Origin of the sequence: Aeromonas sp. ANP5 (assembly GCF_963870295.1) — a bacterium.
Taxonomy (GTDB): domain Bacteria; phylum Pseudomonadota; class Gammaproteobacteria; order Enterobacterales; family Aeromonadaceae; genus Aeromonas; species Aeromonas veronii.
Window position 1 is genome coordinate 13,916 of the sequence record NZ_CAWMRY010000024.1, and the last position, 23,631, is coordinate 37,546.

Below are 23,631 nucleotides of genomic sequence, written 5' to 3' on the forward strand. Positions count from 1 at the left end.
AGCGTTATGACACCCGGCCATGACAGCAGGATGACACCATGATCCCCGGATCCTTTGCCCTGATCGACGATCCCCAGCTGGCGCTGAAGGTGCGTTGTCAATGGATCCGCCATGCCCGCGAGCGGATCCAGGCGCAGTACTACAGCTGGGAGGAGGACAGCAGCGGCAAGTTGTTGCTGAGCGAGCTGCTTCACGCCGCTCGGCGCGGCGTCAAGGTGCAGCTGCTGGTGGATGATCTCTATGCCGGTGACAACCGCTTTCTGGAAATGGTGGCTCACTACCCGGGGATCGAGGTGCGGCTGTTCAACCCCTTCTGGCTGCGGGGCTGGCGCCCGCTGTCACTGCTGCTGGAGGGGCTGCTCAGCTTTCGCCGCATCAACCACCGGATGCACAACAAGCTGCTGCTGGTGGATGGTAAGCTGGCGCTGATCGGCGGGCGCAACATCGGCGATCGCTACTTCGGTCTGGATCCGCAAGCTCCCTTCGTGGATCTCGATCTCGTCTGTCAGGGGGGCCTGTGTCAGCAGATGGCGCAGGGGTTCGAGCAGTTCTGGCACAGCCGCTGGAGTCATCCCATCCGCCATCTGCTGCGCCGCGAGCTGCTGCCCGCCGAAATAGAGGTGGTCAACGACTTCCTGTTTACCATGACGGATCCGGTGGTGGCGACGGTCTACGATCTGCCCGCGGCGCTGTTTGACGAGAGCGATGTGCCGCTGCAATGGCATGAGGGGCGGGCCGAGGTGTGGTTCGACCGTCCCGGCAAGGGGCTTATCTCCCGCCCCACCACTGCCCGTCAGCTGTGGCGCCAGCTGGCTGACAATCCAGGCTCGCTGGGGTTGGTGACCCCTTACCTCATCCTTACTCGCGGGTTTCGGCACCGTCTGGCGCGGCTGCGCCAGCAGGGGGTCGCCATCGACATTCTCACCAACTCGCTGGCCAGCACCGATGTGCCGCTGGTCTATGGCGCCTACCAACGCTATCTCGGCTGGTTGCTGCGCCGCGGGATCCGGGTCGCCGAGTTTGATCATAGCCACGGCAGCCTGCACGCCAAGCTGATCCTGCTGGGGGAGGAGCGGGCGCTGTTTGGTAGCCTCAACCTCGATCCCCGCTCACTCTTTCTCAATACCGAGCTGATGCTGCATCTGCACTGCCCGCCGATCTGCGAGGCGCTGCGAATGTGGCTGGCTCGCTGGCAGGAGCAGGCGGGTGGATTGCCGCGCAAACCCGAAGGGTGGTCAAGGCGACTGATAGCCCGCCTGAGCGACTGGTTGCCACTGCGCCGTTGGCTGTGAGGCGGCCATTTTTTGTGCGAGATCTCGCAAAGGCGTGTAGGCCTTTGCCGATGCACATCGCGGGTGAATAGCCATGATAGAGTCTATCTAACTGTTTTATAACCAGTTAATGGTGGTGATAAGGCTGTTTTTTGTACTCTGATGTGAATGGAATTAGCATAAAAACGTTTTTTATTTTGTTTTTATGCGTAATATTTCAGTTGCAAGGACAAACACGGCGGCCTGTCTGCCGTGTGGACGAAGGTTGTAACGGGTAGCTGGTCGGTTGCATTGCTGCAATTGGCGCGCACTTCAGATGGGTCGCGAACTATCGGGAAGTGAAACAGAGACCCGGCGTGGCCGGACTCCAATATGGAACATGCTATTTGCGAGGGGGTGACATGGACATGTCACCCCACTTTTTTGGCCGCTCGCCACCGTTTACCTTTTTCCATGACTGTTGCTCATTGCAAGAGCCGCAGAGGGCAAGGCAATAAAAAGAGGGCCGCAATAGCGGCCCTCGGTCTCATCTGCCCGGTGGGTTAACCGGCCTTGACGCTGCGGCGACGCTGCAGCCAGACGATCGCCCCGAACAGCAGGAAGCCCGGGATCCACATCCACTCCTTGGTCCAGCGCTCGGTCGGCGCCTTGACGGTGAGGATCTCCTGATCGAACTCCAGTCCCATGGTGGCGGCTGGGCTGCCAAAGGCAACGTTGTCGATCAGCGTCTTGCCATCCTGCTCATAGAGGCTGAGCCCCAGATTGGCCAGCCGCTCTTCGCCATTTGCCCCATCCGGTACGGCGACCAGCAGGGTGAACTTGCGTGGCTTGCCCACTGCATCTTCACCGAGGATCCGCAGCCGCAGGGTGCTCTCCGCCTCCACTTCACCCATGGTTTGGGCCAGCTGGGCAGGCGGGGTCTCGCGATAGGGGTCGTGCACCATGTCCATCCAGAAACCCGGGCGGAACAGGGTAAAGGCGACCAGCAACAGCAGCACGCTCTCGTACCAGCGGCTCTTCACCAGGAACCAGCCCTGAGTGGCGGCGGCGAAGATCAGCATGGCGATGGTCGCCACGATGAAGATCAGCACGCCGTGGGCGAAGTCCACGTCGATCAGCAGCAGATCGGTGTTGAAGATAAACAGGAACGGCAGCGCCGCGGTACGCAGGCTGTAGTAAAACGCCGTGATCCCGGTCTTGATGGGATCGCCCTTGGAGACAGCGGCAGCAGCGAAGGAAGCTAGCCCCACCGGCGGCGTCACATCCGCCATGATGCCGAAGTAGAAGACGAACAGGTGCACTGCGATCAGCGGCACGATCAGCCCGTTTTGCTGCCCCAGCGTCACCACCACCGGTGCCAGCAGGCTGGACACCACGATGTAGTTGGCAGTGGTGGGCAGCCCCATGCCGAGGATCAGGCTCAACAGGGCGGTGAGCAGCAGCATCAGCAGCAGGTTGCCCATGGAGAGGAACTCCACCAGATCCGCCAGCACCAGACCAACCCCGGTCTGGGAGACCGCACCCACGATAATCCCCGCGGTGGCGGTGGCAATGCCGATACCGATCATGTTGCGGGCACCGGCAACCAGCCCTTCCCGCAGATCCACCACGCCGTCAGCGACAGTGCCGTAGTCGTGCTTGCCGTCCTTGCGCAGCCAGTTGAGCAGCGGGCGCTGGGTCAGCAGGATGATCACCAGCATCACGGTACCCCAGAAGGCCGACAGCCCCGGCGAGAGGCGTTCCACCATCAGGCACCATACCAGTACTACCACCGGCAGCAGGAAGTGCAGGCCGGAGAGCAGCACGGCGCGGGTGTTGGGCAACTCGGTGAGCGGCTTGTCGGGATCTTCGGCAGGCAGCGGTTCATTGCTGGCGGCGATCTTCAACAGGGCCACATAGGTGGCAGCCAGCAGTACCGAGATCCCCGGCAGGGCGTAGTCACCCAAAGCAGGTTTGAGCCAGCCGAGGCCATAGTAGACCGCCAGTGACAGGCCGCTGATGAGGGCCGCGCCAAAGGCAAAGCCGGTCAGGCGGCGCAGCCAGGGCTTGGGTTGATGGTTGCCGATGGGCTGCATGCCCAGTTTCAACGCCTCCAGATGGACGATGTAGAGCAGCGCTATGTAGGAGATGGCGGCAGGCAGGAAGGCGTGCTTGATGATCTCCACATAGGGGATGCCCACATACTCCACCATCAGGAAGGCGGCGGCCCCCATCACAGGTGGCATGATCTGGCCGTTGACCGAGGAGGCCACTTCCACCGCCCCCGCTTTCTCTGAACTGAAGCCCACCTTCTTCATCATCGGGATGGTGAAGGTGCCGGTGGTCACCACGTTGGCGATCGACGAGCCGGAGATCAGACCGGTGAGGCCGGAGGCGACCACTGCCGCCTTGGCGGGGCCGCCGCGTAGGTGACCGAGCAGGCTGAAGGCGAGTTGGATAAAGTAGTGACCGGCACCGGCACGCTCCAGCAGGGCGCCGAACAGCACGAACAGGAACACGAAGCTGGTGGAGACGCCAAGGGCGATGCCGAACACCCCTTCGGTGGTGATCCACTGGTGGTTGGCCAGCGCGGTGAAACCTACCCCGCGGTGTGCCAGCAGTCCCGGCATCCAGGGGCCCGCCAGGCTGTAAACCAGAAACACGATGGCGATGACCGCCAGTGCCGGCCCCAGGGCGCGGCGCGCCGCTTCCAGCAGCAGCGGAATGCCGATGCAGGCGGTCACCAGATCGGCGGTGGTGAGGGTGCCGGGACGCAGCGCCAGTGCTTCATACATCACGAACAGGTAAGAGGCGGCGCCAGCAGCGATCAGGCCGAGGGCGATATCACCGAGGGGTACCCGATCTCGCGGCGAGGAGCGAAATGCCGGGAACACCAGAAAAGCGAGCAACAGGGCAAAGGTGAGGTGAATGGAGCGGGTTTCGGTGTCATTGAGTACGCCAAACCCCACCATGAAGGGGAGTGGCGAGGCGATCCAGAGCTGGAACAGCGACCAGGCCAGCGCCAGCGCTGTGATGAGCCAGCCCATGATGCCAAGCGGCAGACGAGCGCCCACATCCTGGGCGATCAGTTCCTCGGTAGAGAGTTGTTTATCTTGCATAGGGTTAACTTGTGCCAACGAGTACAACAAGAGCGACACCCGCCCCCGCAATCAGGCGGCAGACGGGTGTCGAAGAGAGTGACAAAGGCCCCGGGGCCTTCAATCAGAGCCAGCCGCGCTCTTTGTAGTAGCGGGCAGCCCCTTCATGCAGCGGTGCAGAGAGACCTACCTTGATCATGTCGGCCTCTTTCAGGTCGGCAAAGGCAGGGTGCAGGCGCTTGAAGCGATCCAGGTTGTCGAACACCGACTTGACCAGCTGATAGACCACTTCCGGATCGGTTTTGGCGCTGGTGGAGAGCACCGCTTTGCCACCGATGGAGGGGGTCGGTTTATCGCTGCCCTTGTAGATGCCGCCCGGGATCTCGGCCTTGCTGTAGTAGCTCTTCTCGGCCAGCAGCTTGTCGATGTCGGCGCCGGTCACAGGTACCAGTACTGCATCTGTGGTGGTGGAAGCTTCCTGAATGGCACCGTTCGGGTGACCCACGAAGTAGCTCATGGCGTCGATGTTGTTGTCACCGAGGGCGGAGGCCTGTTCGGCCGGCTTCAGCTCGGAGACCAGACCGAAGTCACCCTTCTTCCAGCCTTTGACCGCCATGATCTCTTCCATGGTGTCACGCTGGCCGGAGCCCGGGTTGCCGATGTTGACGCGCTTGCCTTTCAGGTCGTCGAAGCTGGCGATCTTGGCATCGCGGCGAGCCAGGATGGTGAACACCTCGCTCTGCAGGGAGAAGACGGCGCGCATGTCGTCCATAGCCCCTTCGGCCTGGAACGGTGGCAGCCCCTTCATCGCCTTGAACTGGTGGTCGGATTGCATGATGCCGAAGTTGAATTCACCGCTGCGGATGCCGTTGACGTTGGCAACACCACCGCCACTGGCCGGGGCGTTGCACTTGATCTGGTGATCGGCGGCGCCGCGATTGAGGAAGCGGCAGATGGACTGGCCAGCGACATAGTAGACGCCGGTCTGACCGCCGGTGCCTATGGTTACGAAGCGCTCCTGCGCTTGTACCGGACCACCGAATGAGACACCGACCAGAGCCGCCGACAGGGCGCATGCCAAAGTTAATCCTTTCATTTTTTCTCCCTTTTCTTTGATTTTGTTTATCCGATCCCCGGATAAATTGATGGCAATCCCGTTCTGCGCCGGGCTTGCCCGCTCTTCTCGTTGCGCGAAAGCGGGGGAGTTTATTCCCCCCTTTTCCGGCAGTCACCCTCATCCTGTGGTGAGGCTACCGACCTCCTGTCGGTCGAAGATAAATTGGCCCCTGAGGGGCCAAATAAAAAGTTGCAAGCACTCCGATTAAGCACATTTACCCAACATAAATCAAACGAAATGGCAAAATAACGGAGTTAAATCTTGAGAAACATGACCTCGATCATTCATTTTCTTGCCGAAGATTAATTTGATATGGAGGGAAATGGAAGAGGGAAAAACTACGAGAGGATTCTAATGCGGCCCTTGCGTGACAAGGGCCGGAGTCATGAGAGATCAGTTGGCCGGGGTGGCCAGATCCAGGATAAAGGCGTATTCCAGCGCGATATCCTCGTAGGCTTTGAAGCGGCCCGACTTGCCGCCGTGGCCGGCGTCCATGTCGGTGTTCAGTAACAACTTGTTATCATTCGTCTTCAGTTCGCGCAGCTTGGCGACCCACTTGGCGGGCTCCCAATACTGCACTTGCGAGTCGTGCAGCCCGGTGGTGACCAGCAGGTTGGGGTAGGCTTGAGCCTTCACCTGATCGTAGGGGCTGTAGCTCTTCATGTAGTCGTAGTAGCGCTTCTGGTTCGGGTTGCCCCACTCGTCATACTCCCCGGTGGTGAGGGGAATGGACTCGTCCAGCATGGTGGTAACCACATCGACGAACGGCACCTGCGCCACCACGCCGCGATAGAGTTCGGGCGTCTGATTGATGACGGCCCCCATCAGCAGACCACCGGCGCTGCCGCCCATGGCGTAGACCTGATCTTTGGCACCGTAGCCTTGCTCCACCAGCGCTTTGGTGACATCGATAAAGTCATTGAAGGTGTTCTGCTTTTTCAGCAGTTTGCCATCTTCGTACCAGTGACGGCCCAGCTCTTCACCACCCCGGATATGGGCGATGGCGTAGACGAAGCCTCTGTCCAGAAGGCTCAGGCGCGAGCTGCTGAAGTCGGGATCCATGCTGGCGCCGTAGGATCCATAGCCATAGACCAGCAGCGGATTCTTGGGCGCATCGGCCTGCTCTTTCTTGAACTTGTCCTTGCGATAGACCAACGACACCGGCACCGATACACCGTCGCGGGCGGTCACCCAGAGTCGCTCGCTGGCGTACTGGTCGGCCTTGAAGCCGGCCACCGGCTGCTGCTTGAGCAGGGTGCGCTTGCCGCTCGCCATATCCAGCTCATAGGTGGAGGCGGGGGTGGTCATGGAGGAGTAGCCATAGCGCAGGGCGCTGGTATCCGGCTCCGGGTTGTAGGCGAGCCAGGTGACATAGGCGGGATCATCGAAGGCGATCTCCTTCTCGTCACCGCTCTGCCAGTTGATCTGGCGCAGTCGGGTCAGCCCCTTGTTGCGCTCTTCCAGTACCAGCCAATCCTTGAACAGGGCGTAGCTCTCCAGCAGCACGTCCGGATTGGGGGCAATCACCGCCTTCCAGCGATCCACCGGGCTCTCTTTGGTCTCGTAGAGGCCGAAGTTCTTGCCATCCTTGTTGGAGCGCACATAGAAGCGGCCGCGGTAGTGATCCAGGCTGTATTCGTGATCCACCTGGCGGGGCAGGAACAGGCGGGGGGCGTGCTCCGGCTGGTTGGCATCGATCAGCCGTGCTTCGCCGGTGGTGGTGCTGGAGAGGGCGATGACGATGAAATCTTCCGAGGTGGTGGCGTAGAGGCTGATGTAGAAGGAGTCATCCTTCTCCTCGTAGACCAGCTTGTCCGTGGCCGGATCCGTCCCTAGCCTATGGCGATAGACCTGATAGGGCAGCAGGGTCTGCGGGTGCTTGCGCACATAGAAGACGGTCTTGTTGTCGTTGGCCCACACCAGATTGCCGGAGGTATTTTCCAGTTTGTCGGTGGCCCACTGGCCGCTCTCCAGATCGAGGAACTGGATCTGGTACTGACGGCGGGAGAGGAAATCTTCCGCCACCGCCAGCCAGCGGTTGTTGCGGCTCACTTCAAGGGCGCCGAGGGCATAGAACTCGTGCCCTTCAGCCCGCAGGTTGCTGTCGAGCAGCAGACTTGACTGCTCTTCACCGAGCTTGGTGCGCGAGTAGATCCCGTACTCCTTGCCCGGCTCATAGCGGGTCTGGTAGCGGTAGCCATTTTTCACATAGGGCACCGACTCATCCTGCTGGGGGATGCGGGCGACCATCTCTTTATAGAGTTGTTCGCGCAGGGGTTGGGTCGGCTTGAGCATGGCCTCGGTATAGGCGTTCTCGGCCTTGAGATAGTCCAACACCTCGGGCTTCTGCCGCTCGTCGTCACGCAGCCAGTAGTAGTTGTCGATGCGGGTATCCCCGTGTTTTTTCAGGGTGCGGGGATGTTTGGCGGCCACGGGCGGCTGGATTGGATGTTCGCTTGTCAGCATGGCGGGCTCTTCATTGGCATAAGTGGGGGGGAGAACTGTCAGAAAGGCTAGCAGCAGAACTCCTCGGGAAAAGGTAAACATGTCGCATCCTTGGCGCTGGAAAGGGTTGGTAGACCTGAGCATCGGCTCCATGAATTGGCGTTAAATCTGCCCCTTGTTGCCGGTGGTTGCAAGCAATCCCTTGTTATTGCAGGAAATGTAATCAAAAAAAGCCGCTATCTCGCGATAGCGGCCCTCTTTCTGGCCATGAGCGGCAAGAGTCCGCTCAGGTGTGCCTCACATGATATGGGAGTGCCCTCTCATGGCCAGTTTTCGTCAGCCGGGGTAGCTCGACCAGCGGTTGGTCGCGCCCTCGTTGCTGATACTCAGTACCTCATAGGGATGGCCCGGAATATCCATGCCCGGTGCACTCTGGGGCATGCCCGGAATGGTCAGGCCACGGATCGCCGGTTTTTCCCTGAGCAGCTTCTGCACATCGGCGGCCGGTACATGCCCCTCGATCACATAGCCATTTACGATACCGGTATGGCAAGAAGCCAGTTCCGGCGCGATACCGTATTGCTGCTTCACTGCGCCGAGCTGTTCGGTTTCGATGACCTCCAGTTCGAAGCCATTCTGCTCCATGTGCTCGTTCCAGCTTTGGCAGCAACCACAATATTTGGATTTGTAGACGGTCATCTTCTCGGCCGCGAGGGCCGAAAAGCTGACGGTACCGGCCAGCATGGCCAGTAACAGGGGTTTGTACATCACTCACCTCAGATTGAAAGAAAAGATGCCCGATACGGGATGCGTTTCAGATCCGGGGGCGTGGGGGACGTTCGAGCCGCTCGCACGGGGCGTCCGGCATAAAGAGAGAGGGGGAGACGAAGTCGGGGGTATCCGGTTCCAATACGGCGACCGTCAGGCTGTCGCTGCCTATCAGCGTCATCGAGAGGGCGGTGGTAAAGCTGCCACAGGGCATCGCTTTTTCCAGGGTACGCTCGCTCTGGCTGCAGTGGGTAGTCAGGGTACAGAGGTCGGTTGCGGCCCGGCTGCCAAACGACATCAACACCAGCACCAGACTCCACAAGGGGAGCCAGCGACGGGCGTGAGCGAGTTGGCGACGGGTGAGAACCATGGAATGACTCGAAAATAACAAGGGGCACATGGTAACCCTGTGCCCCGGGGGAGGGTCAAGCCCTCCCCATGGTGTCAGTCAGCCAGGATTAAGGTTGCTGACGGGTCGCCGCCAGCACGATCTCGCGCACGCAGACGTTGGCAGGCTGGTTCCAGGCGTAGAGCACGGCATCGGCGATCACTTCCGGCGCAATGACGCCACCCATCTGATCTTTCCAGTCGTGGTAACCGGCCTTGATGCTCTCGTCAGTGGTGTGGCTGAGCAGCTCGGTCTCGACTGCACCCGGGGCAATGGTCACCATCCGCACGCCGACATCGGCCACCTCTTCCCGGATGTTCTCGGTCAGGGCGTGCACTGCGAACTTGGTGGCGCAGTAGGCAGCATGGTTCGGGAAGGTCTTGCGACCGGCAATGGAGCTGATGTTGATGATGGTACCGCTGCGGCGCTCCTTCATGCCTGCCAGCACTGCGTGGACGCCGTTCAGCACCCCCATCACGTTGATGTTGAGCATCTGCTGCCACTCGGCGGGATCCTGCACATCGGCCTGACCCAGCAGCATGACTCCGGCGTTGTTGACCATGCAGCCGACCGGGCCAAATTTGGCTTCTGCCTGCTGGACTGCGGCCTTCATGGCTGCGGTGTCGGTCACATCGACCCCGATGCAGAGGGTATCGGGCAGGTTCAGCGCCTGCATCGGCTCGACCCGGCGGGCCAGCAGTAGCAGCGGATGACCGGCGGCAGAGAAGGCACGGGCGATGGCGGCACCGATCCCGGCGGAGGCGCCGGTGATCACGACGAGAGATTTGGACATGGGTCTTTCCTTCTGATTCAAGAGTCGGTTTGAGCAAACAGGTGGCTGGCCAGCACGGAACCCAATCACTATAGTCACTGTATCTATAAGTGATAAATATTGTTTTCCGCTGGTTATCATCTGAAAAAACTATGGTTGGTTTATGCTTGACTTGAGATTGCTGCGTTTCTTCATCGCCATCTATGAAGAGAAGAACATCACGGCGGCGGCCGAGCGCTGCCACGTCAGCCAGCCCTCCCTCTCGGCGGGGCTGCGCCAGCTGGAAGAGGCGCTCGGTGACAGCCTGTTTGTCCGGGGCAAGAAAGGGGTGGTGGCGAAAGATCCGGCCCACTATCTCTATCCTCACGCAGTCAAGCTGGTGGAGGAGGCGCGCCGTCTGCCGGAGCTGTTTCGCCAGAAAGCGACGCGTGCGAGGCTCAATATCGCCATCATGCCGGACTTGAGTCGCCGTCGGGTGGCCGGGCTGCTGCAGCAAGTACAGCGCGTGTTGCCGCAGCTGGATCTCACCCTTTCCGACTACACCACACCCGCCGACTGCCGCTTGACGCTGGATGCCTTGCGCCGGGAGGACGAGATCTTTCTGCCGCTGTGGGAGGAGGATTACGTGCTCTGCGTACCGGTCGACCATCCCCTTGCCAGTCGCGAAAGGATCGAGCTCGCCGAGCTGCAACATTATGATTTTATTGAGTGCCCGCCCTGCGAAGCCCATCAGCAGACTATCGGCCTGCTGGCCTGTGACCGCCTTACCCTCAATCTGGTGGCCAAGGCCGAGAGCAAGGGGCTGGTGATGGCGCTGGTGCTGGCGGGGGTCGGCATCAGTTTCCTGCCGGACGGGCTGGTCGAGGATGAGGCGGGGCTCTGTACCCTGCCGGTGAGCGGGCCGCGGATGTTTCGCCGGATTGGGCTCTGCTATCCCGCCCACCAGACCCTCAATCCGGCGCTACGGGAGCTGATCCCCGAGTTGGCAGGCTATGGCGCTTCCTGATAAGGTCGCTCTCCTGTGCACCTTTACGATGCAGCTCCCCAGACTCCCCTTTTCTGTTTACCTCGCCTTGCACCGCAAGGCTTTGTTCGGGTGATGTGGTCATGAAACGCATTCTGGTTATTTTTTCCCATCCCGCGCTGCAGAGCTCGCGGGCCAACAAGCAGCTGTTGCAGGCGATTGAGGGGCTGGAGGGGGTCAAGGTTCACGACCTCTATCAGCACTATCCCGACATGTTTATCGATGTGAAGCGGGAGCAGGCGCTGCTCTGTGAGCACGACATTATTGTCTTCCAGCACCCGTTTTACTGGTACTCCTGCCCGGCCATCATGAAAGAGTGGATGGATCTGGTGCTGGAGTATGGCTACGCCTACGGCCCCGAAGCCCACGCCCTCAAGGGCAAGCAGTGGCTGAGCGCCATCACCACCGGCGGGGCGCCGGAGTCCTACTGCAGCGAGGGTTACAACAGCCGACCGCTGCTCGATTTTCTGCTGCCATTTCAGCAGGCTGCCACCTTGTGCGGCATGAACTGGCTGCCCCCTTTCGTGCTGCACTCCTTTCACAAGATCAAGGATCCCGCCGCCCTGCGCCGTTGCGGTCAGGATTACCGCCAGCTGCTTTGCGCTTTGCGTGACGATCAGCTGACCCCGGAGCAACTGGCCGGGCGCCCTTATCTGCGCGACTTGCTGGAGGTGCTCTGATGAAACACTGGCAGCTTGCTGGTCGAGCTTATGAGCCGGATCTGATGTTCACACGGAGGGCTGACTGATGGGCCACGGGATCCTGTTTGATGCCTTTATCTACCTCTCCGCCGCCGTTATCGCGGTGCCGCTGGCCAAGCGCTGGGGGCTGGGCTCAGTGCTCGGCTACCTGCTGGCGGGGATCATCATAGGCCCCTTTCTGCTGGGGCTGGTGGGGGAGCAGAAGGACGTGATGCACTTCGCCGAGTTTGGCGTGGTGCTGATGCTGTTTCTGGTTGGGCTGGAGTTGCGTCCGGCCCTCTTGTGGCAGCTGAAGGGGCCGATCCTCGGCACCGGCGGCCTGCAGGTGCTGCTCACCACGGCGGCACTGACCGGCGTGGCGCACCTGATCGGTCTGCCGCTGCAACAGGGGCTGGCCATCGGCCTCATTCTGGCGCTCTCCTCCACCGCCATCGTTCTGCAGAGCCTGCAGGAGCGTAAATTGATGCAGAGCGAGAGCGGTCGCTCCGCCTTTGCGGTGCTGCTGTTTCAAGATATTGCGGTCATTCCGATCCTGGCGCTGCTGCCGCTGCTGGCCATGGCACCGGTCGCCAGCAATGGTGGCTCCGAGCTGGCAGGTTGGCAGCATGGTCTGCTGGTAGTCGCGGCCATCTCCGGCATAGTGCTGGGTGGTCATTACCTGATGCGGCCGGTATTTCGTGCCATCGCCCAGTCCCACATGCGGGAGATCTTCGTCGCCGCCGCCCTGCTGCTGGTGATCGCTATCGCTGTGTTGATGGAGTCGGTGGGGCTTTCGCCTGCACTTGGCTCCTTCCTCGCCGGCGTGGTGCTGGCCGACAGCGAATATCGCCACGAGCTGGAGGCAGACATTGAGCCGTTCAAGGGCTTGCTGCTCGGCCTGTTCTTTATGTCGGTGGGGGCTGGCATCAACTTCGGCCTGTTTGCCGAACATCCTTTTCTCATCCCGACGCTGGTGGTGGGGCTGATGGTGCTCAAATGGCTGGTGTTGATGGCACTCGGCTTCATCATCCGCATCTCGCCGAGTCAACGCTGGACCTTCGCGCTGGCGCTCGCACAGGGCGGTGAGTTTGCCTTCGTGCTCTTCTCGTTTGCCGCCCAGAACCGGGTGCTGCCCGGCGAGACCATCTCGTTGCTGACGCTGGTGGTAGCGCTCTCCATGGCGCTCACCCCACTGCTGCTGATCCTCAACGATCGGGTGATCCAGCCCTGGTTCGATTATCGTAACCAGAGCGACGCACCGCAGCATGAGCAACCTGAGCTGGTGGAGCATCCGGTGATCATCGCGGGCTTCGGCCGCTTCGGTCAGATCGTGGGGCGTCTGCTGCATGGTCACGGCATCGGCACCACCATCCTCGAGCAGGATGCCAGCCAGATAGAGACCCTGCGCAAGTATGGCTATCAGGTCTTCTATGGCGATGCCAGCCGGATCGATCTGCTCCATGCCGCAGGGGCGCACAAGGCGAAGCTGCTGGTGCTCTCCATCAACGATCCGGCTACCTCGCTGGCGGTGATCGAGATGGTGCAGAAGCACTTCCCGCACCTGAAGATCCTGGCGCGAGCGCTGGATCGGCCCCACGCCCATGAGATCCTGCGCCACGGGGTCGAGAGCGTGCACCGGGAAACCCTGGGCTCTGCGGTCGATCTGGGGGTGGAAGCCCTGACCCAGCTCGGTTTTCGGGCCAACCAGGCCTGGCGGGCGGGGCAGACCTTCAAGCAGCACGATAACTGGCTGTTGCGCGAGCAGGTCAACTATCTGGACGACGAACACACTTATATCAACAAGAGCCTGCAATACCGGGAGATCCTCTCCGATCTGTTGCAAGACGACGAGGAGGGGCAGGAGCGTATCCATGCCCACAACTGGAACAGCGGGCTACCCGACGACGACAAGGAAGCAAAATGATTGCCTATTACCCCATGTTCAAACACCTGCATATGACGCTGGCGCTGGTCAGTCTGCTGCTCTTTATCTATCGCTGGAGTCTGGCGCTGGCTGGCAGCGATCGGTTGCAGCAGAAGTGGCTGAAGATCCTGCCTCATATCAACGACACCTTCCTGCTGCTGTTTGGTGTGTTGCTGGCGGTGGCCTTGCAGTTGAGCCCGGGTCAACAACCCTGGCTGATGGCCAAGCTGATTGCACTGGTACTCTATATCGGTCTGGGTGTCATGGCGCTCAAGCGCCCGGCCCGCGGTCAGAAGCTGGTGGCCGGTGTGGCGGCACTGGCGGTATTTGGCTACATGGTCGGTGCGGCCATCATCAAGTCAGCCTGGTCGTGGCTGATGTGAGCAAAAGGGGAGAGTCATGCTCTCCCCTGAAATCATATTCCGTGATGAATTAATTAATCGGAGTTTTATGCTGACAATAAATCGCAACATAGAACTTTCATTTGAGGGATTTTTGGCTAATTTTAGCCTCTAGCGGCTCCTTTTTTGAGTGCATTGTCTTTGTAAATCAATTGTTTAGTGTGTTTTGTATGAAAATGGCGACAGTTGTCGCAGCAAAACTTGCGACATAGACTGTCGCAAGTCACGACTAGCATACAGTCAACGCTAAACCAGTGAAGGCAAGCACCATGAGCAAGAAGCTGTTACGACAACTGACCTTGGCGCGTTGCATCCCGCACCGCCCTTACAAGCTGACCGCCAGCCAACTCCAGGTAAAACTGGAAGAGGAAGGCATCCACGTCAGTCTGCGTACCGTGCAACGGGACCTGGAGGAGATGTCCGGCATGGGACTGTTCGACCTCACCTCGGACGAGCGCAGCAAACCCCATGGCTGGTGCTTCGAGCGCCACGGCCTCAACGACTTTGCCAATATCATGCCGCTCTCGCTGGCGGTTGCCCTGAAAACCTGGAGTGATCAGGCGAGCCAACTGTTGCCGGCGAGTGTACTGACCGAATTGAATCCGCTGGTCGACAAGGCGAGCCAGGTGATCCGTGACAGCCAGAGCGAACTGGCCGAACGCTGGCTGGAGAGTGTCCACCAGTCACCGCGCCCGTTTGCCGGCAACCCGGAGATCCGCCGCAGCACCCTGATCCGCGATGCGCTCTGGCGTGGTCGCAAGTTCAGTGCCGAGATCCAGCGCGTGATCAAAGAGCGCACCGTATGGCTCTGCTACGACCGTATCAACCCGCTCGGCATTCTCAATCAGCCGGACGGTCCGATCCTGCTCTGCACTCTGTCCGAGCTGGATCCCAAGGTCTACGGCATTCCGTTCGACCATATCAAGAACGTGGAGCTGACCAACTTCAGCGCCACCCAGCCGAAGGATTTCAATATCCAGAAGCTAATCCGTGATCAGGGCTATCAGGATGTGAGCGGCCCGATCCGCTTCGTCGGCCGGATCGATGCCAACAGCCAGTCCTTGGTGGATAACCAGATCCCCGGCAACAATCCGCGTATGACCCGCTATGACAAGCGCAGCGTGGTGGTGGAGACCGAAGTGCAGGACACCCCGGAGTTTCGCAGCTGGTTGAACAACATCGGCGGTGAACTGGAGGTGCTGGCACCGGAATCGTTGCGCAAGGCCTATCTCAATCCGGCCAACCGCTTGAGCTGATTAAAAAATTGGAATGTTGAAGAGTCGAGCTTGGTCTCGGCTCTTTTTTTTGCGGTTTTTTTAAGCATATTTATTCAACTAATTTTTAAGTCTTAACGTCAGGATTGAACCGTTTTCCTGCCCCGTTTTCGGGGGCGAAACTCGTGTAAGAGATCTGCCATAGCGACTGTAAGAGGCTGGCGCTTTGAGCCGTACGCGAAGCCATGCCAGAATGATCGAGCTTTCCCGTGAAACTAAATAAATGGCTGATATTAAAGGGTTAGTTTTTAAGTTCATTTTTTGAAATGGGAGCTGCATCGGATCTTTATCATCGGATGGCCCTTGTTCGGGGTGCGCATTTCCTTAGTATGGGTCTCACAAGGACGGAGCTGGTTCGGCAGGATGCAGGGCAGCGCATAAAGATGGAATAGTCCGCAGGATGTGGACAAGGGACACCTCAGGATGAGCTCGATAATCAGGATGAGCTCGATAATCAGGATGATTATCGTCACGGATGAATAAAGGAACACCGCGGGATGCGGCAGGACACTCTCGGGATGGGAGCAGAACGAACGGAACCTCGTTCTTCAGGATGAACAGGACCTCGCCGGATGCGAGAGGAATACTTCAGGATGAAGTGAGATAACCCGGATGGTTATCTGTCAGGAAGACGCAAGGAACCCCACAGGACGTGGTAATGGACACCTCCAGGATGGAGACAGTGAAGCAGTTCAGGATGAATTGCCAGGCCAGGAACGCCGCAGGACACGCCAACGGATTGGAAAGGGGATATTCCAAAGGATTAGGATAACGTCAGGGATTGCAGGGAGCATTGCAGTTCTACGGACAGGACGACACGACTCTAGGGGACGGCTACCGCCGTCCCCTTTTCTTTTATGGTTTGCCCGAGAGATTGCCGCGCTGGGCGGCGTTGACGATCTCTTGCAGGCGCTGACGAATGTCGACCATGCCAAACACGCCAAATATCAGCACAGTGACAAACTCGGTCTTGGTGACCTCGAAGTAGCGTTTGCAAGCTGCCTTGATCATGCTGGCCTGCAGCCAGTGCAGCAGGGCGACGATCACGCCGCAGACCGGCAGAAAGCCGTTGAGTTTGCCGGGCAGCGGGGCAATCAGGCTCATCAGCACGCCAAACCAGAAGAACAATATCAGCCCCATCGCCAACAGATTAAAGACTCGCTTCATTGTTTACCTCCCTTAGATAGAGTTGGTAGCAGACTTGGCCTGCCTGTTTGTCCTTGAGTAGTTGCCAGCTGGCAGGAAGTGCCAGATCGGCCATCTCCTTCTCCCGCTCCAGATAGATGAGGGCGTCCGGTGCCAGCCAGCCGCGCTGCTCCAGCAGTTCGCACACTTGCGGCAGCAGCTCGCGGCGAAACGGCGGATCGAGGAATACCAGATCAAACGGCGTGGCCGGGCCTTGTAGCCAGCTCACTGCATCTGACTGGATCACCTGACCCTGACTGCTGCCGAGGGCGGTCAGGTTCTTCTTGATCTGGTCGGCGGCCCCCTTGTCCATTTCGATCAGGGTCACCTGCTCGGCATAGCGCGACAGCGCCTCCAGTCCGAGTCCGCCGCTACCGGCAAACAGATCCAGGCAGCGGGTGCCGCGAATGTGGGGGGCCAGCCAGTTGAAGATGGTCTCCTTGACGCGATCCGTGGTGGGTCTGAGCCCCTCCACATCCTTGACCGGCAATTTGCGGCCTCGCCACTGGCCGCTGATGATTCTTACAAAGCCCGATCTTCCTTGCGGGGCGGGACTCTTGCTCGGGTTGCTACGGCTGGATTTCACTCTGGGCATCGCGTTTCATCGTCAGAAAATAAAGTGGTAGTATAAGGCGGTTCATTTTTATGCCGACCCGCCAAGGGACGGCTATCTTAGCAGTCAGCCTTTGATGTGAGTATTTTTAGATGGCAAAAGGTTTGTTTTCCTGGCTGGGTTTCGGCCGCAAGAAAGAAGAGGCTGAGGCTGTCCAACCACAGACACCCCAAGCCACCCCCGTTACCGTTGAGCCCGAGGTCACTGCTACCCCCGCTCCCGTTTCCGATACCACTGTTTCCGATAGTACGCCGGCCGTTGCCCCCGAAGTGCCTGCCAGCGCACAGAATTCCGTTTTGCAAGATGATTGCTGCCTGCCGACCGAGCTGGACGATCACGGCCCGCTGGTGGTGGAGGAGTGCGCCTCCGATCTGGAGCCGGTGATCGTCAACGAAACGCTGATCGCCGAAGAGGAGCGTGCCGCTGAAGCCGCTCGCACTGCCGCAGAGGCGCAAGCCGCTGAGGTCAAGGCAGTCGAAGAGGCTCGTATTGCTGCCGAAGCTCGTGCTGCGGAAGAGGCCCGTATTGCAGCCGAAGCGCGTGCTGCGGAAGAGGCTCGTATTGCTGCCGAGGCTCGCGCCGCGGAAGAATCTCGCATTGCCGCCGAAGCCCGCGCCGCGGAAGAGGCTCGCATTGCTGCCGAAGCCCGCGCTGCAGAAGATGCTCGTATCGCCGCCGAAGCCCGTGCCGCGGAAGAGGCTCGCATTGCTGCAGAAGTTCGCGCCGCGGAAGAGGCTCGTATTGCTGCCGAAGCCCGTGCTGCGGAAGAGGCTCGCATTGCTGCCGAGGCTCGCGCCGCGGAAGAGGCCCGTATTGCTGCCGAAGCCCGTGCTGCGGAAGAGGCCCGTATCGCTGCCGAGGCTCGCGCCGCGGAAGAGGCTCGTATTGCTGCCGAAGCCCGTGCTGCGGAAGAAGCTCGTATTGCCGCCGAAGCCCGTGCTGCGGAAGAAGCTCGCATTGCCGCTGAAGCTCAGGCTGCGGAAGAAGCCCGTATCGCCAAAGAGGCCCAGCGAGCGGAAGATATGCGCCTGGTCGCCGCGATGGAGGCTGAGGCCGCAGCCCTAGCCGCTCTGCCGCTGGCCGCCAAGGTGGACGACGACACCCAGGACAAACCGCAGCGGGAGGGCTTCTTTGCTCGCCTCAAGCGCAGTCTGGTACGCACCAAGGAGAATATCGGCTCCGGTTTCTTCGGCCTGTTCCGTGGCAAGAAGATCGACGATGAGCTGTTTGAAGAGCTGGAAACCCAACTGCTGACCGCCGATCTCGGTGTGGATACCACTACTCGTATCATCGAGGGGCTGGTGCAGCACGCGGATCGCAAGCAGCTCAAGGATGCCGAGGCGCTCTACGGCCTGCTCAAGCAGGACATGGGCGAGATGCTGGCCAAGGTCGAGCAGCCGCTGGTGATCGACACCAGCAAGAAGCCTTATGTGATCCTGATGGTCGGCGTAAACGGCGTCGGCAAGACCACCACCATCGGCAAGCTGGCCAAGCAGTTCCAGGCTGAAGGCAAGAGCGTGATGCTGGCGGCGGGTGACACCTTCCGTGCCGCAGCGGTCGAACAGCTGCAGGTTTGGGGTCAGCGCAACAACATTCCGGTGATTGCCCAGCATACCGGTGCCGACTCCGCTTCCGTCATTTATGACGCCATCGAGGCCGCCCGCTCCCGCGGGGCTGATGTGCTGATCGCCGACACCGCCGGTCGCCTGCAGAACAAGAGCAACCTGATGGAAGAGCTCAAGAAGGTCGTGCGGGTGATGAAGAAGCTGGATGAAGAGGCGCCCCACGAGATCATGCTGACTCTGGATGCAGGCACCGGCCAGAACGCCCTGAGCCAGGCCAAGCTGTTCAGCGAGGCGGTTGGCCTGACCGGCATCACTCTCACCAAGCTGGATGGCACCGCCAAGGGCGGCGTCATCTTCGCGGTGGCCGACAAGTTCCAGATCCCGATCCGCTACATCGGGGTGGGCGAGGGGATCGACGATCTGCGTCCCTTCGTTGCCAACGATTTCATCGAGGCGCTCTTTAGCCGCGATGAATAAGTCCGGCCGCGATGAGTCAGCTCAGCCGTGATGAGTAAGTGTTCCATACCCCGACTCCGGTCGGGGTTTGTCAATTTCAGGGAACCGTTATGATTCGTTTTGACAAGGTCAGCAAGGTATACAGCGGCGGCCATCAGGCGCTGCAAAAGGTCAGCTTTCACCTGCGCAAGGGAGAGATGGCCTTTCTGACCGGGCACTCGGGGGCGGGCAAGAGTACCCTCCTGAAACTGATCAGCGTGATGGAGCGCCCGACCGATGGTCGTGTCTTCTTTCATGGCGATGATGTTAGCCATATCCAGCGCAGCCAGATCCCCTATGTTCGCCGCCAGATCGGGATGATCTTTCAGGATCACCGCCTGCTGATGGACCGCACCGTGTTCGACAACGTGGCGCTGCCGCTGGTGATCGATGGCTACAGCCACGCCGATATCAACAAGCGGGTGGCGGCGGCGCTGGACAAGGTGGGGCTGCTCGGCAAGGAGCGTTACCAGCCGCGCATGCTCTCCGGTGGTGAGCAGCAGCGGGTCGGCATCGCCCGCGCCATCGTCAACAAGCCGCCGCTGCTGCTGGCGGATGAACCGACCGGTAACCTGGACCCCCAGCTCTCCATGGATATCATGCGGCTATTCCAGGAGTTCAACAATTTTGGGGTCTCGGTACTGATTGCCACCCACGATCTGGGGCTGATCGCCCGTATGCGCTATCGCACCCTGACCCTCAAGGCGGGCCGCATGTATTCGGCCGGGGAGGAGCTCTGATGGCTATCGTTCGTCATAAACAACCGCCGCTGCGCCGTCTGATGATGTACGGGGTTGACCATGTGCGGCAGGCGTTTGCCAGTCTCGGGGAGTTGTGGCGCAATCCGCTCGCCTCCCTGATGACGCTGGCGGTGCTTGGCGTCAGTCTGGCGCTGCCCTCCTGTTTCCACGTGTTGCTGAAAAACGCCGAGGTGGTTGAGGGGAGCTGGCAGAGTAGTTCCCAGATCTCCCTTTACCTGCGCAAGGATCTGCCGGAGCAGAGTATTCTCGATCTGCAACACAGGATCCTGCTCTATCCCGAGGTGGATTCGGTCACCTACCTGAGCCGTGACGATGCGTTGCGGGAGTTTCGCGAGATCTCCGGCTTCGGCGATGCGCTCGATTATCTGGACAGCAACCCGCTACCGCCGGTGCTGAGCGTGATCCCGGATCCGCGCTGGCAGAACCCGGAAGGGGCCGCCGAGCTGCTCAGCAAGCTCAATAACGAGGTGGGGGTCGAACAGGGCAAACTGGATCTGCAGTGGCTAACCCGGTTGCAGGGGATCATGAACCTGCTGCGCCACACCATTACCGGTATCGCGGTGCTGCTGCTCTCCGCCGTATTGCTGATTGTCGGCAATACCCTGCGTCTCAACATCCTCAACCAGCGTTCCGAGATTGAAGTGCTCAAGCTGGTGGGGGCGACCGATTCCTTTATTCATCGTCCTTTCCTCTATACCGGTATCTGGTTCGGGGTCATCGGCGGCATGCTGGCCTGGTGGCTGACCGAAGTGATGGTGATCTGGAGCGAAGGGGTGGTGAAGGAGCTGGCGGGCTTGTATAACAGTAACTTCCGGCTGGTTGGCATGGGGGCGGTAGACGGGATCAATCTGCTCTTGCTGGGCGCCCTGCTGGGGCTGATTGCCTCCTGGTTCTCGGTCCATCGCCACATTCGCGACATCGAACCATCCTGATTACTTTGTCATCAAAGTAAATCGCTGGATTTTGAGAGGCGGATCAAGTAAAAGAGGGGCCGTTTCTGGCTTGGCCCCCATAGTCAGAGTATTCTGAATAACAATGATCTTCCGGATCTTCGCTAGATCCAGTGAACCTTCTGATTTATAAGCAGTCTATTAAAGCTGAAGCATTTATACGGGTGTGGCCCCTCTGCCTTGCTCGTCAGACTTGGCAAGCATGTGAAGGTTGCGAGCTCCGCAACAATGGACTTAGCATGCTACTTTTCGGGGGTCCTTCATTGTGACCCCCTTTTTTTGACTGTTCATTCATGATTCATCCTGCAGGCTTAAGATAAGCCGGTCTAAAACTGGGCATGTTCTTTGATACACGCCGCAGAATGGCATCCGGTCAGTAGACAGACCCTCTCAGGGTGTTAGACTGATTCGATTGAAAAGTAAGAGGTAACAGATGGGAACTTCATTGCAGCGCACTATGGCTCTGATTCCGCAAGGTAGTCTGGAAGGCTATATCCAGGCAGTAAACTCTATTCCTGTGCTGAGCGCAGAGGAAGAGCGTGAACTGGCTGAGCGTTTGCAGCAGGATGGCGATCTCGAGGCTGCTCGTCAGCTGGTTATGTCGCATCTGCGCTTTGTCGTTCATGTCGCCAAGAGTTATGCCGGTTACGGTCTGCCTCAGGCCGATCTGGTTCAGGAAGGCAACATCGGCCTGATGAAGGCGGTCAAGCGCTTCGACCCGACGGTCGGCGTGCGTCTGGTCTCCTTTGCCGTGCACTGGATCAAGGCCGAAATTCACGAATATGTCCTGCGCAACTGGCGCATGGTCAAGGTGGCGACCACCAAGGCCCAGCGCAAGCTCTTCTTCAACCTGCGCAAATCCAAAAAGCGTCTGGGCTGGCTGAACCACGAAGAGGTTCAGGCCGTGGCGGCCGATCTCGGCGTCTCCGCAAGCGATGTGACCGAGATGGAAGCGCGGATGGCCAACTACGATCAGGCGTTCGATCTGGTGGGTGATGATGAAGAAGAGGGCGGTTTCGCTCCGGTTCACTATCTGGAGGACAAATCCTCCGATCTGGCCGCGACCATCGAGAATGACAACTGGGACGATCACGCGACCCGTCGCCTGAGCTCGGCCCTCGCCACCCTGGATGAGCGCAGCCAACACATCATCCGCGCCCGCTGGCTCGATGATGACAGCAAGACTACTCTGCAGGAGCTGGCCGATACCTACGGCGTCTCTGCCGAGCGTGTGCGTCAGCTTGAGAAAAACGCACTCAAGAAGCTGAAAGATGCCATGGAAGCCTGATGCTTCCTCTCATAAAAACAGGGCCTGATGGCCCTGTTTTTGTTTCGCAAGGATCTGGTCGGCCTTGCTTTGGTTACCCTTGAGTGTGTTATGTTGCCGCCACTGCCACATTAGGGAGAGCAGAAGTGAAACTGTTGAACGACCTGTTTACCAACAACCGTGAGTGGGCCGAACGGATCAAAGCCGAAGATCCCAATTTCTTTGCCACTCTTTCTGCCCAGCAGGCCCCCGAATACCTCTGGATTGGTTGTTCCGACAGCCGGGTTCCCGCCAACCAGCTGATGGGCTTGCTGCCGGGGGATGTCTTCGTCCACCGCAACGTCGCCAATCTGGTGGTACATACCGATTTCAACTGCCTCTCCGTGCTGCAATACGCGGTGGAAGTGCTCAAGGTGAAGCACATCATTGTCTGCGGTCACTACGGTTGCGGCGGTGTCAAAGCCGCGATGCAGAACCAGGAGCTGGGTCTCATCGACAACTGGCTGCGCAACATCAAGGATGTCTACTTCAAATACGGTGAAGAGCTCGAGGCCATCGAGGATGAGCACGAGCGCTTCGACTATCTGTGCGAGCTGAACGTGGCCGAGCAGGTCGCCAACGTCTGCCACACCACCATCATCCAGAACGCTTGGCGCAAGGGCCAGGAGCTGGCGGTGCATGGCTGGATCTACGGGATTAAAGACGGTCTGCTGCATGATCTCGATCTCTGCATCAGCGGGCCGGATCAGATCCCCGATGTCTACCGCGCCTGGCCGGATATGCGTCCGCCCCACCGTCGGCGCTAGGGAGCTTCATGGTGGCGCCAGCTCTCTATCTGCAGATCAAGCAGCACATTCTGGACGGGATCCGCGAACGCCACTATCAGGCGGGGGACAGGATCCCGACCGAAGCTGCCCTGTGCGAGCAGTTCACCGTGAGCCGGATGACGGTCAACCGGGCGTTGCGGGAACTGGTGGCGGAAGGGTGGTTGGTGCGTACCGCCGGTTCCGGTAGCTTCGTGGCGGACAGGCGCACCGAGTCGCCGCTGCTGGCTATTCGCAATATTGCCGACGAGATCGCCGAGCGTGGCGGTGAGTACAGCGCCCGGGTGATCCGGCTGCAGCGACTGGCCGCCGACGAGAAGGTGGCGGTACAGCTGGGACTGCGGGTTGGCGCCCCCATCTTTCACAGCTTGATCGTCCATCAGGCCGATGGGGAGCCGTTGCAGCTGGAGGAGCGCTTCGTCGATGCCGGGCGTTTGCCGGGCTATGGTGAGCAGGATTTTACCCAACAGACTCCCAACCGCTATCTGATGGATGTCTGCCCCCTCTCCGAGATGGAGCACGTGGTGGAAGCCGTGTTGCCCAGCGCCGGTGAGGCGGGATTGTTGCAGATCCGCGTAGATTCTCCCTGCCTGTTGTTGCACCGGCGTACCTGGTCGGAGGGGCATCTGGTCTCCTACGCCCGTTTGCTCTCCCCCGGTTCCCGCTACAAGCTCAGCTCCAAGACTCAGCTGGAGTGAATGTATATACAACTCGATTTTGCAAAGCCCACCTCCTGGTGGGCTTTTTTGTGCTTAAACTCTAAGTTTGATGCTGTTATCAGGATGTGAACCTCGCTCTTTCTTTCGTCATAGAGATCGACTATAAGAATA

The 23,631-nt window shown here is 59.6% G+C and carries 20 protein-coding genes; 12 read left to right on the forward strand and 8 right to left on the reverse strand.

Going from position 1 to position 23,631, the window contains the following annotated elements; translation table 11 throughout:
• The first annotated feature begins 38 nt into the window (after positions 1–38).
• The gene (locus AACT07_RS14190; protein WP_069528411.1) at positions 39–1,292 is read left to right on the forward strand and encodes a phospholipase D-like domain-containing protein; all 1,254 of its coding nucleotides are present in this window, start codon (positions 39–41) and stop codon (positions 1,290–1,292) included.
• A 521-nt stretch (positions 1,293–1,813) separates the two neighbouring features.
• On the opposite strand, the gene AACT07_RS14195 is transcribed toward AACT07_RS14190, so the two are convergent.
• The 6 genes from AACT07_RS14195 to AACT07_RS14220 form a co-directional block, all read right to left on the reverse strand.
• Positions 1,814–4,369, reverse strand: coding sequence for a TRAP transporter permease (locus AACT07_RS14195; protein WP_047434608.1), 2,556 nt, complete (start codon positions 4,367–4,369; stop codon positions 1,814–1,816).
• Between the two features lie 103 nt (positions 4,370–4,472).
• On the reverse strand, positions 4,473–5,444 hold the full coding sequence (locus AACT07_RS14200; protein WP_005339950.1) for a TAXI family TRAP transporter solute-binding subunit: 972 nt from the start codon (positions 5,442–5,444) through the stop codon (positions 4,473–4,475).
• A gap of 414 nt (positions 5,445–5,858) precedes the next feature.
• Positions 5,859–8,012, reverse strand: coding sequence for a S9 family peptidase (locus tag AACT07_RS14205; RefSeq protein WP_069528413.1), 2,154 nt, complete (start codon positions 8,010–8,012; stop codon positions 5,859–5,861).
• A 234-nt stretch (positions 8,013–8,246) separates the two neighbouring features.
• Positions 8,247–8,678, reverse strand: a complete 432-nt coding sequence (locus AACT07_RS14210) for a DUF411 domain-containing protein (protein WP_005339953.1) — start codon at positions 8,676–8,678, stop codon at positions 8,247–8,249.
• A gap of 46 nt (positions 8,679–8,724) precedes the next feature.
• A complete protein-coding gene (locus AACT07_RS14215; protein ID WP_069528414.1) occupies positions 8,725–9,048 on the reverse strand; it encodes a hypothetical protein in 324 nt (107 codons plus the stop codon).
• 88 nt (positions 9,049–9,136) lie between these two features.
• Entirely contained in the window at positions 9,137–9,859 is a 723-nt protein-coding gene (locus AACT07_RS14220) for an SDR family oxidoreductase (protein WP_005348556.1), read from the reverse strand.
• 142 nt (positions 9,860–10,001) lie between these two features.
• Here AACT07_RS14220 and AACT07_RS14225 point away from each other — a divergent pair, with 142 nt between their 5' ends.
• The 5 genes from AACT07_RS14225 (at position 10,002) to AACT07_RS14245 (ending at position 15,123) form a co-directional block, all read left to right on the forward strand.
• Positions 10,002–10,844 carry a LysR family transcriptional regulator gene (locus AACT07_RS14225; RefSeq protein ID WP_005339957.1) on the forward strand — a complete coding sequence of 281 codons (843 nt, stop codon included), beginning with the start codon at positions 10,002–10,004 and terminating at the stop codon, positions 10,842–10,844.
• Between the two features lie 101 nt (positions 10,845–10,945).
• Positions 10,946–11,542: a glutathione-regulated potassium-efflux system oxidoreductase KefF gene (kefF, locus tag AACT07_RS14230; RefSeq protein WP_047434621.1), complete on the forward strand. Its 597-nt coding sequence runs from the start codon at positions 10,946–10,948 to the stop codon at positions 11,540–11,542.
• Between the two features lie 67 nt (positions 11,543–11,609).
• The gene (locus AACT07_RS14235; protein WP_069528416.1) at positions 11,610–13,466 is read left to right on the forward strand and encodes a monovalent cation:proton antiporter-2 (CPA2) family protein; all 1,857 of its coding nucleotides are present in this window, start codon (positions 11,610–11,612) and stop codon (positions 13,464–13,466) included.
• Positions 13,463–13,849, forward strand: coding sequence for a SirB2 family protein (locus AACT07_RS14240; RefSeq protein WP_069528418.1), 387 nt, complete (start codon positions 13,463–13,465; stop codon positions 13,847–13,849). The genes AACT07_RS14235 and AACT07_RS14240 overlap by 4 nt, the downstream gene beginning before the upstream one ends.
• Before the next feature lie 287 nt (positions 13,850–14,136).
• Positions 14,137–15,123 (forward strand): helix-turn-helix transcriptional regulator, encoded by a 987-nt coding sequence (locus tag AACT07_RS14245; RefSeq protein WP_005339987.1) that lies wholly within the window; start codon positions 14,137–14,139, stop codon positions 15,121–15,123.
• Between the two features lie 873 nt (positions 15,124–15,996).
• Here AACT07_RS14245 and AACT07_RS14250 read toward each other — a convergent pair.
• Together AACT07_RS14250 and rsmD are read right to left on the reverse strand one after the other, a co-directional pair.
• Positions 15,997–16,308, reverse strand: a complete 312-nt coding sequence (locus tag AACT07_RS14250) for a DUF1145 domain-containing protein (RefSeq protein WP_069528420.1) — start codon at positions 16,306–16,308, stop codon at positions 15,997–15,999.
• Positions 16,292–16,921: a 16S rRNA (guanine(966)-N(2))-methyltransferase RsmD gene (rsmD, locus tag AACT07_RS14255; RefSeq protein ID WP_069528422.1), complete on the reverse strand. Its 630-nt coding sequence runs from the start codon at positions 16,919–16,921 to the stop codon at positions 16,292–16,294. Before rsmD ends, AACT07_RS14250 begins: the two co-directional genes overlap by 17 nt.
• Positions 16,922–17,031: 110 nt before the next feature.
• On the opposite strand from rsmD, the gene ftsY reads away from it, so the two are divergent.
• The 6 genes from ftsY to hutC all read left to right on the forward strand — a co-directional run bounded on the left by ftsY (position 17,032) and on the right by hutC (position 23,499).
• Positions 17,032–18,981 carry a signal recognition particle-docking protein FtsY gene (ftsY, locus tag AACT07_RS14260; protein WP_069528424.1) on the forward strand — a complete coding sequence of 650 codons (1,950 nt, stop codon included), beginning with the start codon at positions 17,032–17,034 and terminating at the stop codon, positions 18,979–18,981.
• 89 nt (positions 18,982–19,070) lie between these two features.
• On the forward strand, positions 19,071–19,739 hold the full coding sequence (ftsE, locus tag AACT07_RS14265) for a cell division ATP-binding protein FtsE (protein ID WP_005339995.1): 669 nt from the start codon (positions 19,071–19,073) through the stop codon (positions 19,737–19,739).
• Positions 19,739–20,692 (forward strand): permease-like cell division protein FtsX, encoded by a 954-nt coding sequence (gene ftsX / locus AACT07_RS14270; protein WP_069528426.1) that lies wholly within the window; start codon positions 19,739–19,741, stop codon positions 20,690–20,692. The genes ftsE and ftsX overlap by 1 nt, the downstream gene beginning before the upstream one ends.
• Before the next feature lie 451 nt (positions 20,693–21,143).
• Positions 21,144–21,998, forward strand: coding sequence for an RNA polymerase sigma factor RpoH (gene rpoH / locus AACT07_RS14275; protein WP_033137699.1), 855 nt, complete (start codon positions 21,144–21,146; stop codon positions 21,996–21,998).
• A 125-nt stretch (positions 21,999–22,123) separates the two neighbouring features.
• Entirely contained in the window at positions 22,124–22,783 is a 660-nt protein-coding gene (gene can, locus AACT07_RS14280; protein WP_042076162.1) for a carbonate dehydratase, read from the forward strand.
• A gap of 11 nt (positions 22,784–22,794) precedes the next feature.
• Positions 22,795–23,499 carry a histidine utilization repressor gene (hutC, locus tag AACT07_RS14285; protein WP_041202413.1) on the forward strand — a complete coding sequence of 235 codons (705 nt, stop codon included), beginning with the start codon at positions 22,795–22,797 and terminating at the stop codon, positions 23,497–23,499.
• Positions 23,500–23,631: the final 132 nt, after the last annotated feature.

Coding starts and splice junctions, on each gene's coding strand:
- AACT07_RS14190 (WP_069528411.1), top strand. CDS start 39: ATGATCCCCGGATCCTTTGCCCTGATCGACGATCCCCAGCTGGCGCTG.
- AACT07_RS14195 (WP_047434608.1), bottom strand. CDS start 4,369: ATGCAAGATAAACAACTCTCTACCGAGGAACTGATCGCCCAGGATGTG.
- AACT07_RS14200 (WP_005339950.1), bottom strand. CDS start 5,444: ATGAAAGGATTAACTTTGGCATGCGCCCTGTCGGCGGCTCTGGTCGGT.
- AACT07_RS14205 (WP_069528413.1), bottom strand. CDS start 8,012: ATGTTTACCTTTTCCCGAGGAGTTCTGCTGCTAGCCTTTCTGACAGTT.
- AACT07_RS14210 (WP_005339953.1), bottom strand. CDS start 8,678: ATGTACAAACCCCTGTTACTGGCCATGCTGGCCGGTACCGTCAGCTTT.
- AACT07_RS14215 (WP_069528414.1), bottom strand. CDS start 9,048: ATGGTTCTCACCCGTCGCCAACTCGCTCACGCCCGTCGCTGGCTCCCC.
- AACT07_RS14220 (WP_005348556.1), bottom strand. CDS start 9,859: ATGTCCAAATCTCTCGTCGTGATCACCGGCGCCTCCGCCGGGATCGGT.
- AACT07_RS14225 (WP_005339957.1), top strand. CDS start 10,002: ATGCTTGACTTGAGATTGCTGCGTTTCTTCATCGCCATCTATGAAGAG.
- kefF (WP_047434621.1), top strand. CDS start 10,946: ATGAAACGCATTCTGGTTATTTTTTCCCATCCCGCGCTGCAGAGCTCG.
- AACT07_RS14235 (WP_069528416.1), top strand. CDS start 11,610: ATGGGCCACGGGATCCTGTTTGATGCCTTTATCTACCTCTCCGCCGCC.
- AACT07_RS14240 (WP_069528418.1), top strand. CDS start 13,463: ATGATTGCCTATTACCCCATGTTCAAACACCTGCATATGACGCTGGCG.
- AACT07_RS14245 (WP_005339987.1), top strand. CDS start 14,137: ATGAGCAAGAAGCTGTTACGACAACTGACCTTGGCGCGTTGCATCCCG.
- AACT07_RS14250 (WP_069528420.1), bottom strand. CDS start 16,308: ATGAAGCGAGTCTTTAATCTGTTGGCGATGGGGCTGATATTGTTCTTC.
- rsmD (WP_069528422.1), bottom strand. CDS start 16,921: ATGCCCAGAGTGAAATCCAGCCGTAGCAACCCGAGCAAGAGTCCCGCC.
- ftsY (WP_069528424.1), top strand. CDS start 17,032: ATGGCAAAAGGTTTGTTTTCCTGGCTGGGTTTCGGCCGCAAGAAAGAA.
- ftsE (WP_005339995.1), top strand. CDS start 19,071: ATGATTCGTTTTGACAAGGTCAGCAAGGTATACAGCGGCGGCCATCAG.
- ftsX (WP_069528426.1), top strand. CDS start 19,739: ATGGCTATCGTTCGTCATAAACAACCGCCGCTGCGCCGTCTGATGATG.
- rpoH (WP_033137699.1), top strand. CDS start 21,144: ATGGGAACTTCATTGCAGCGCACTATGGCTCTGATTCCGCAAGGTAGT.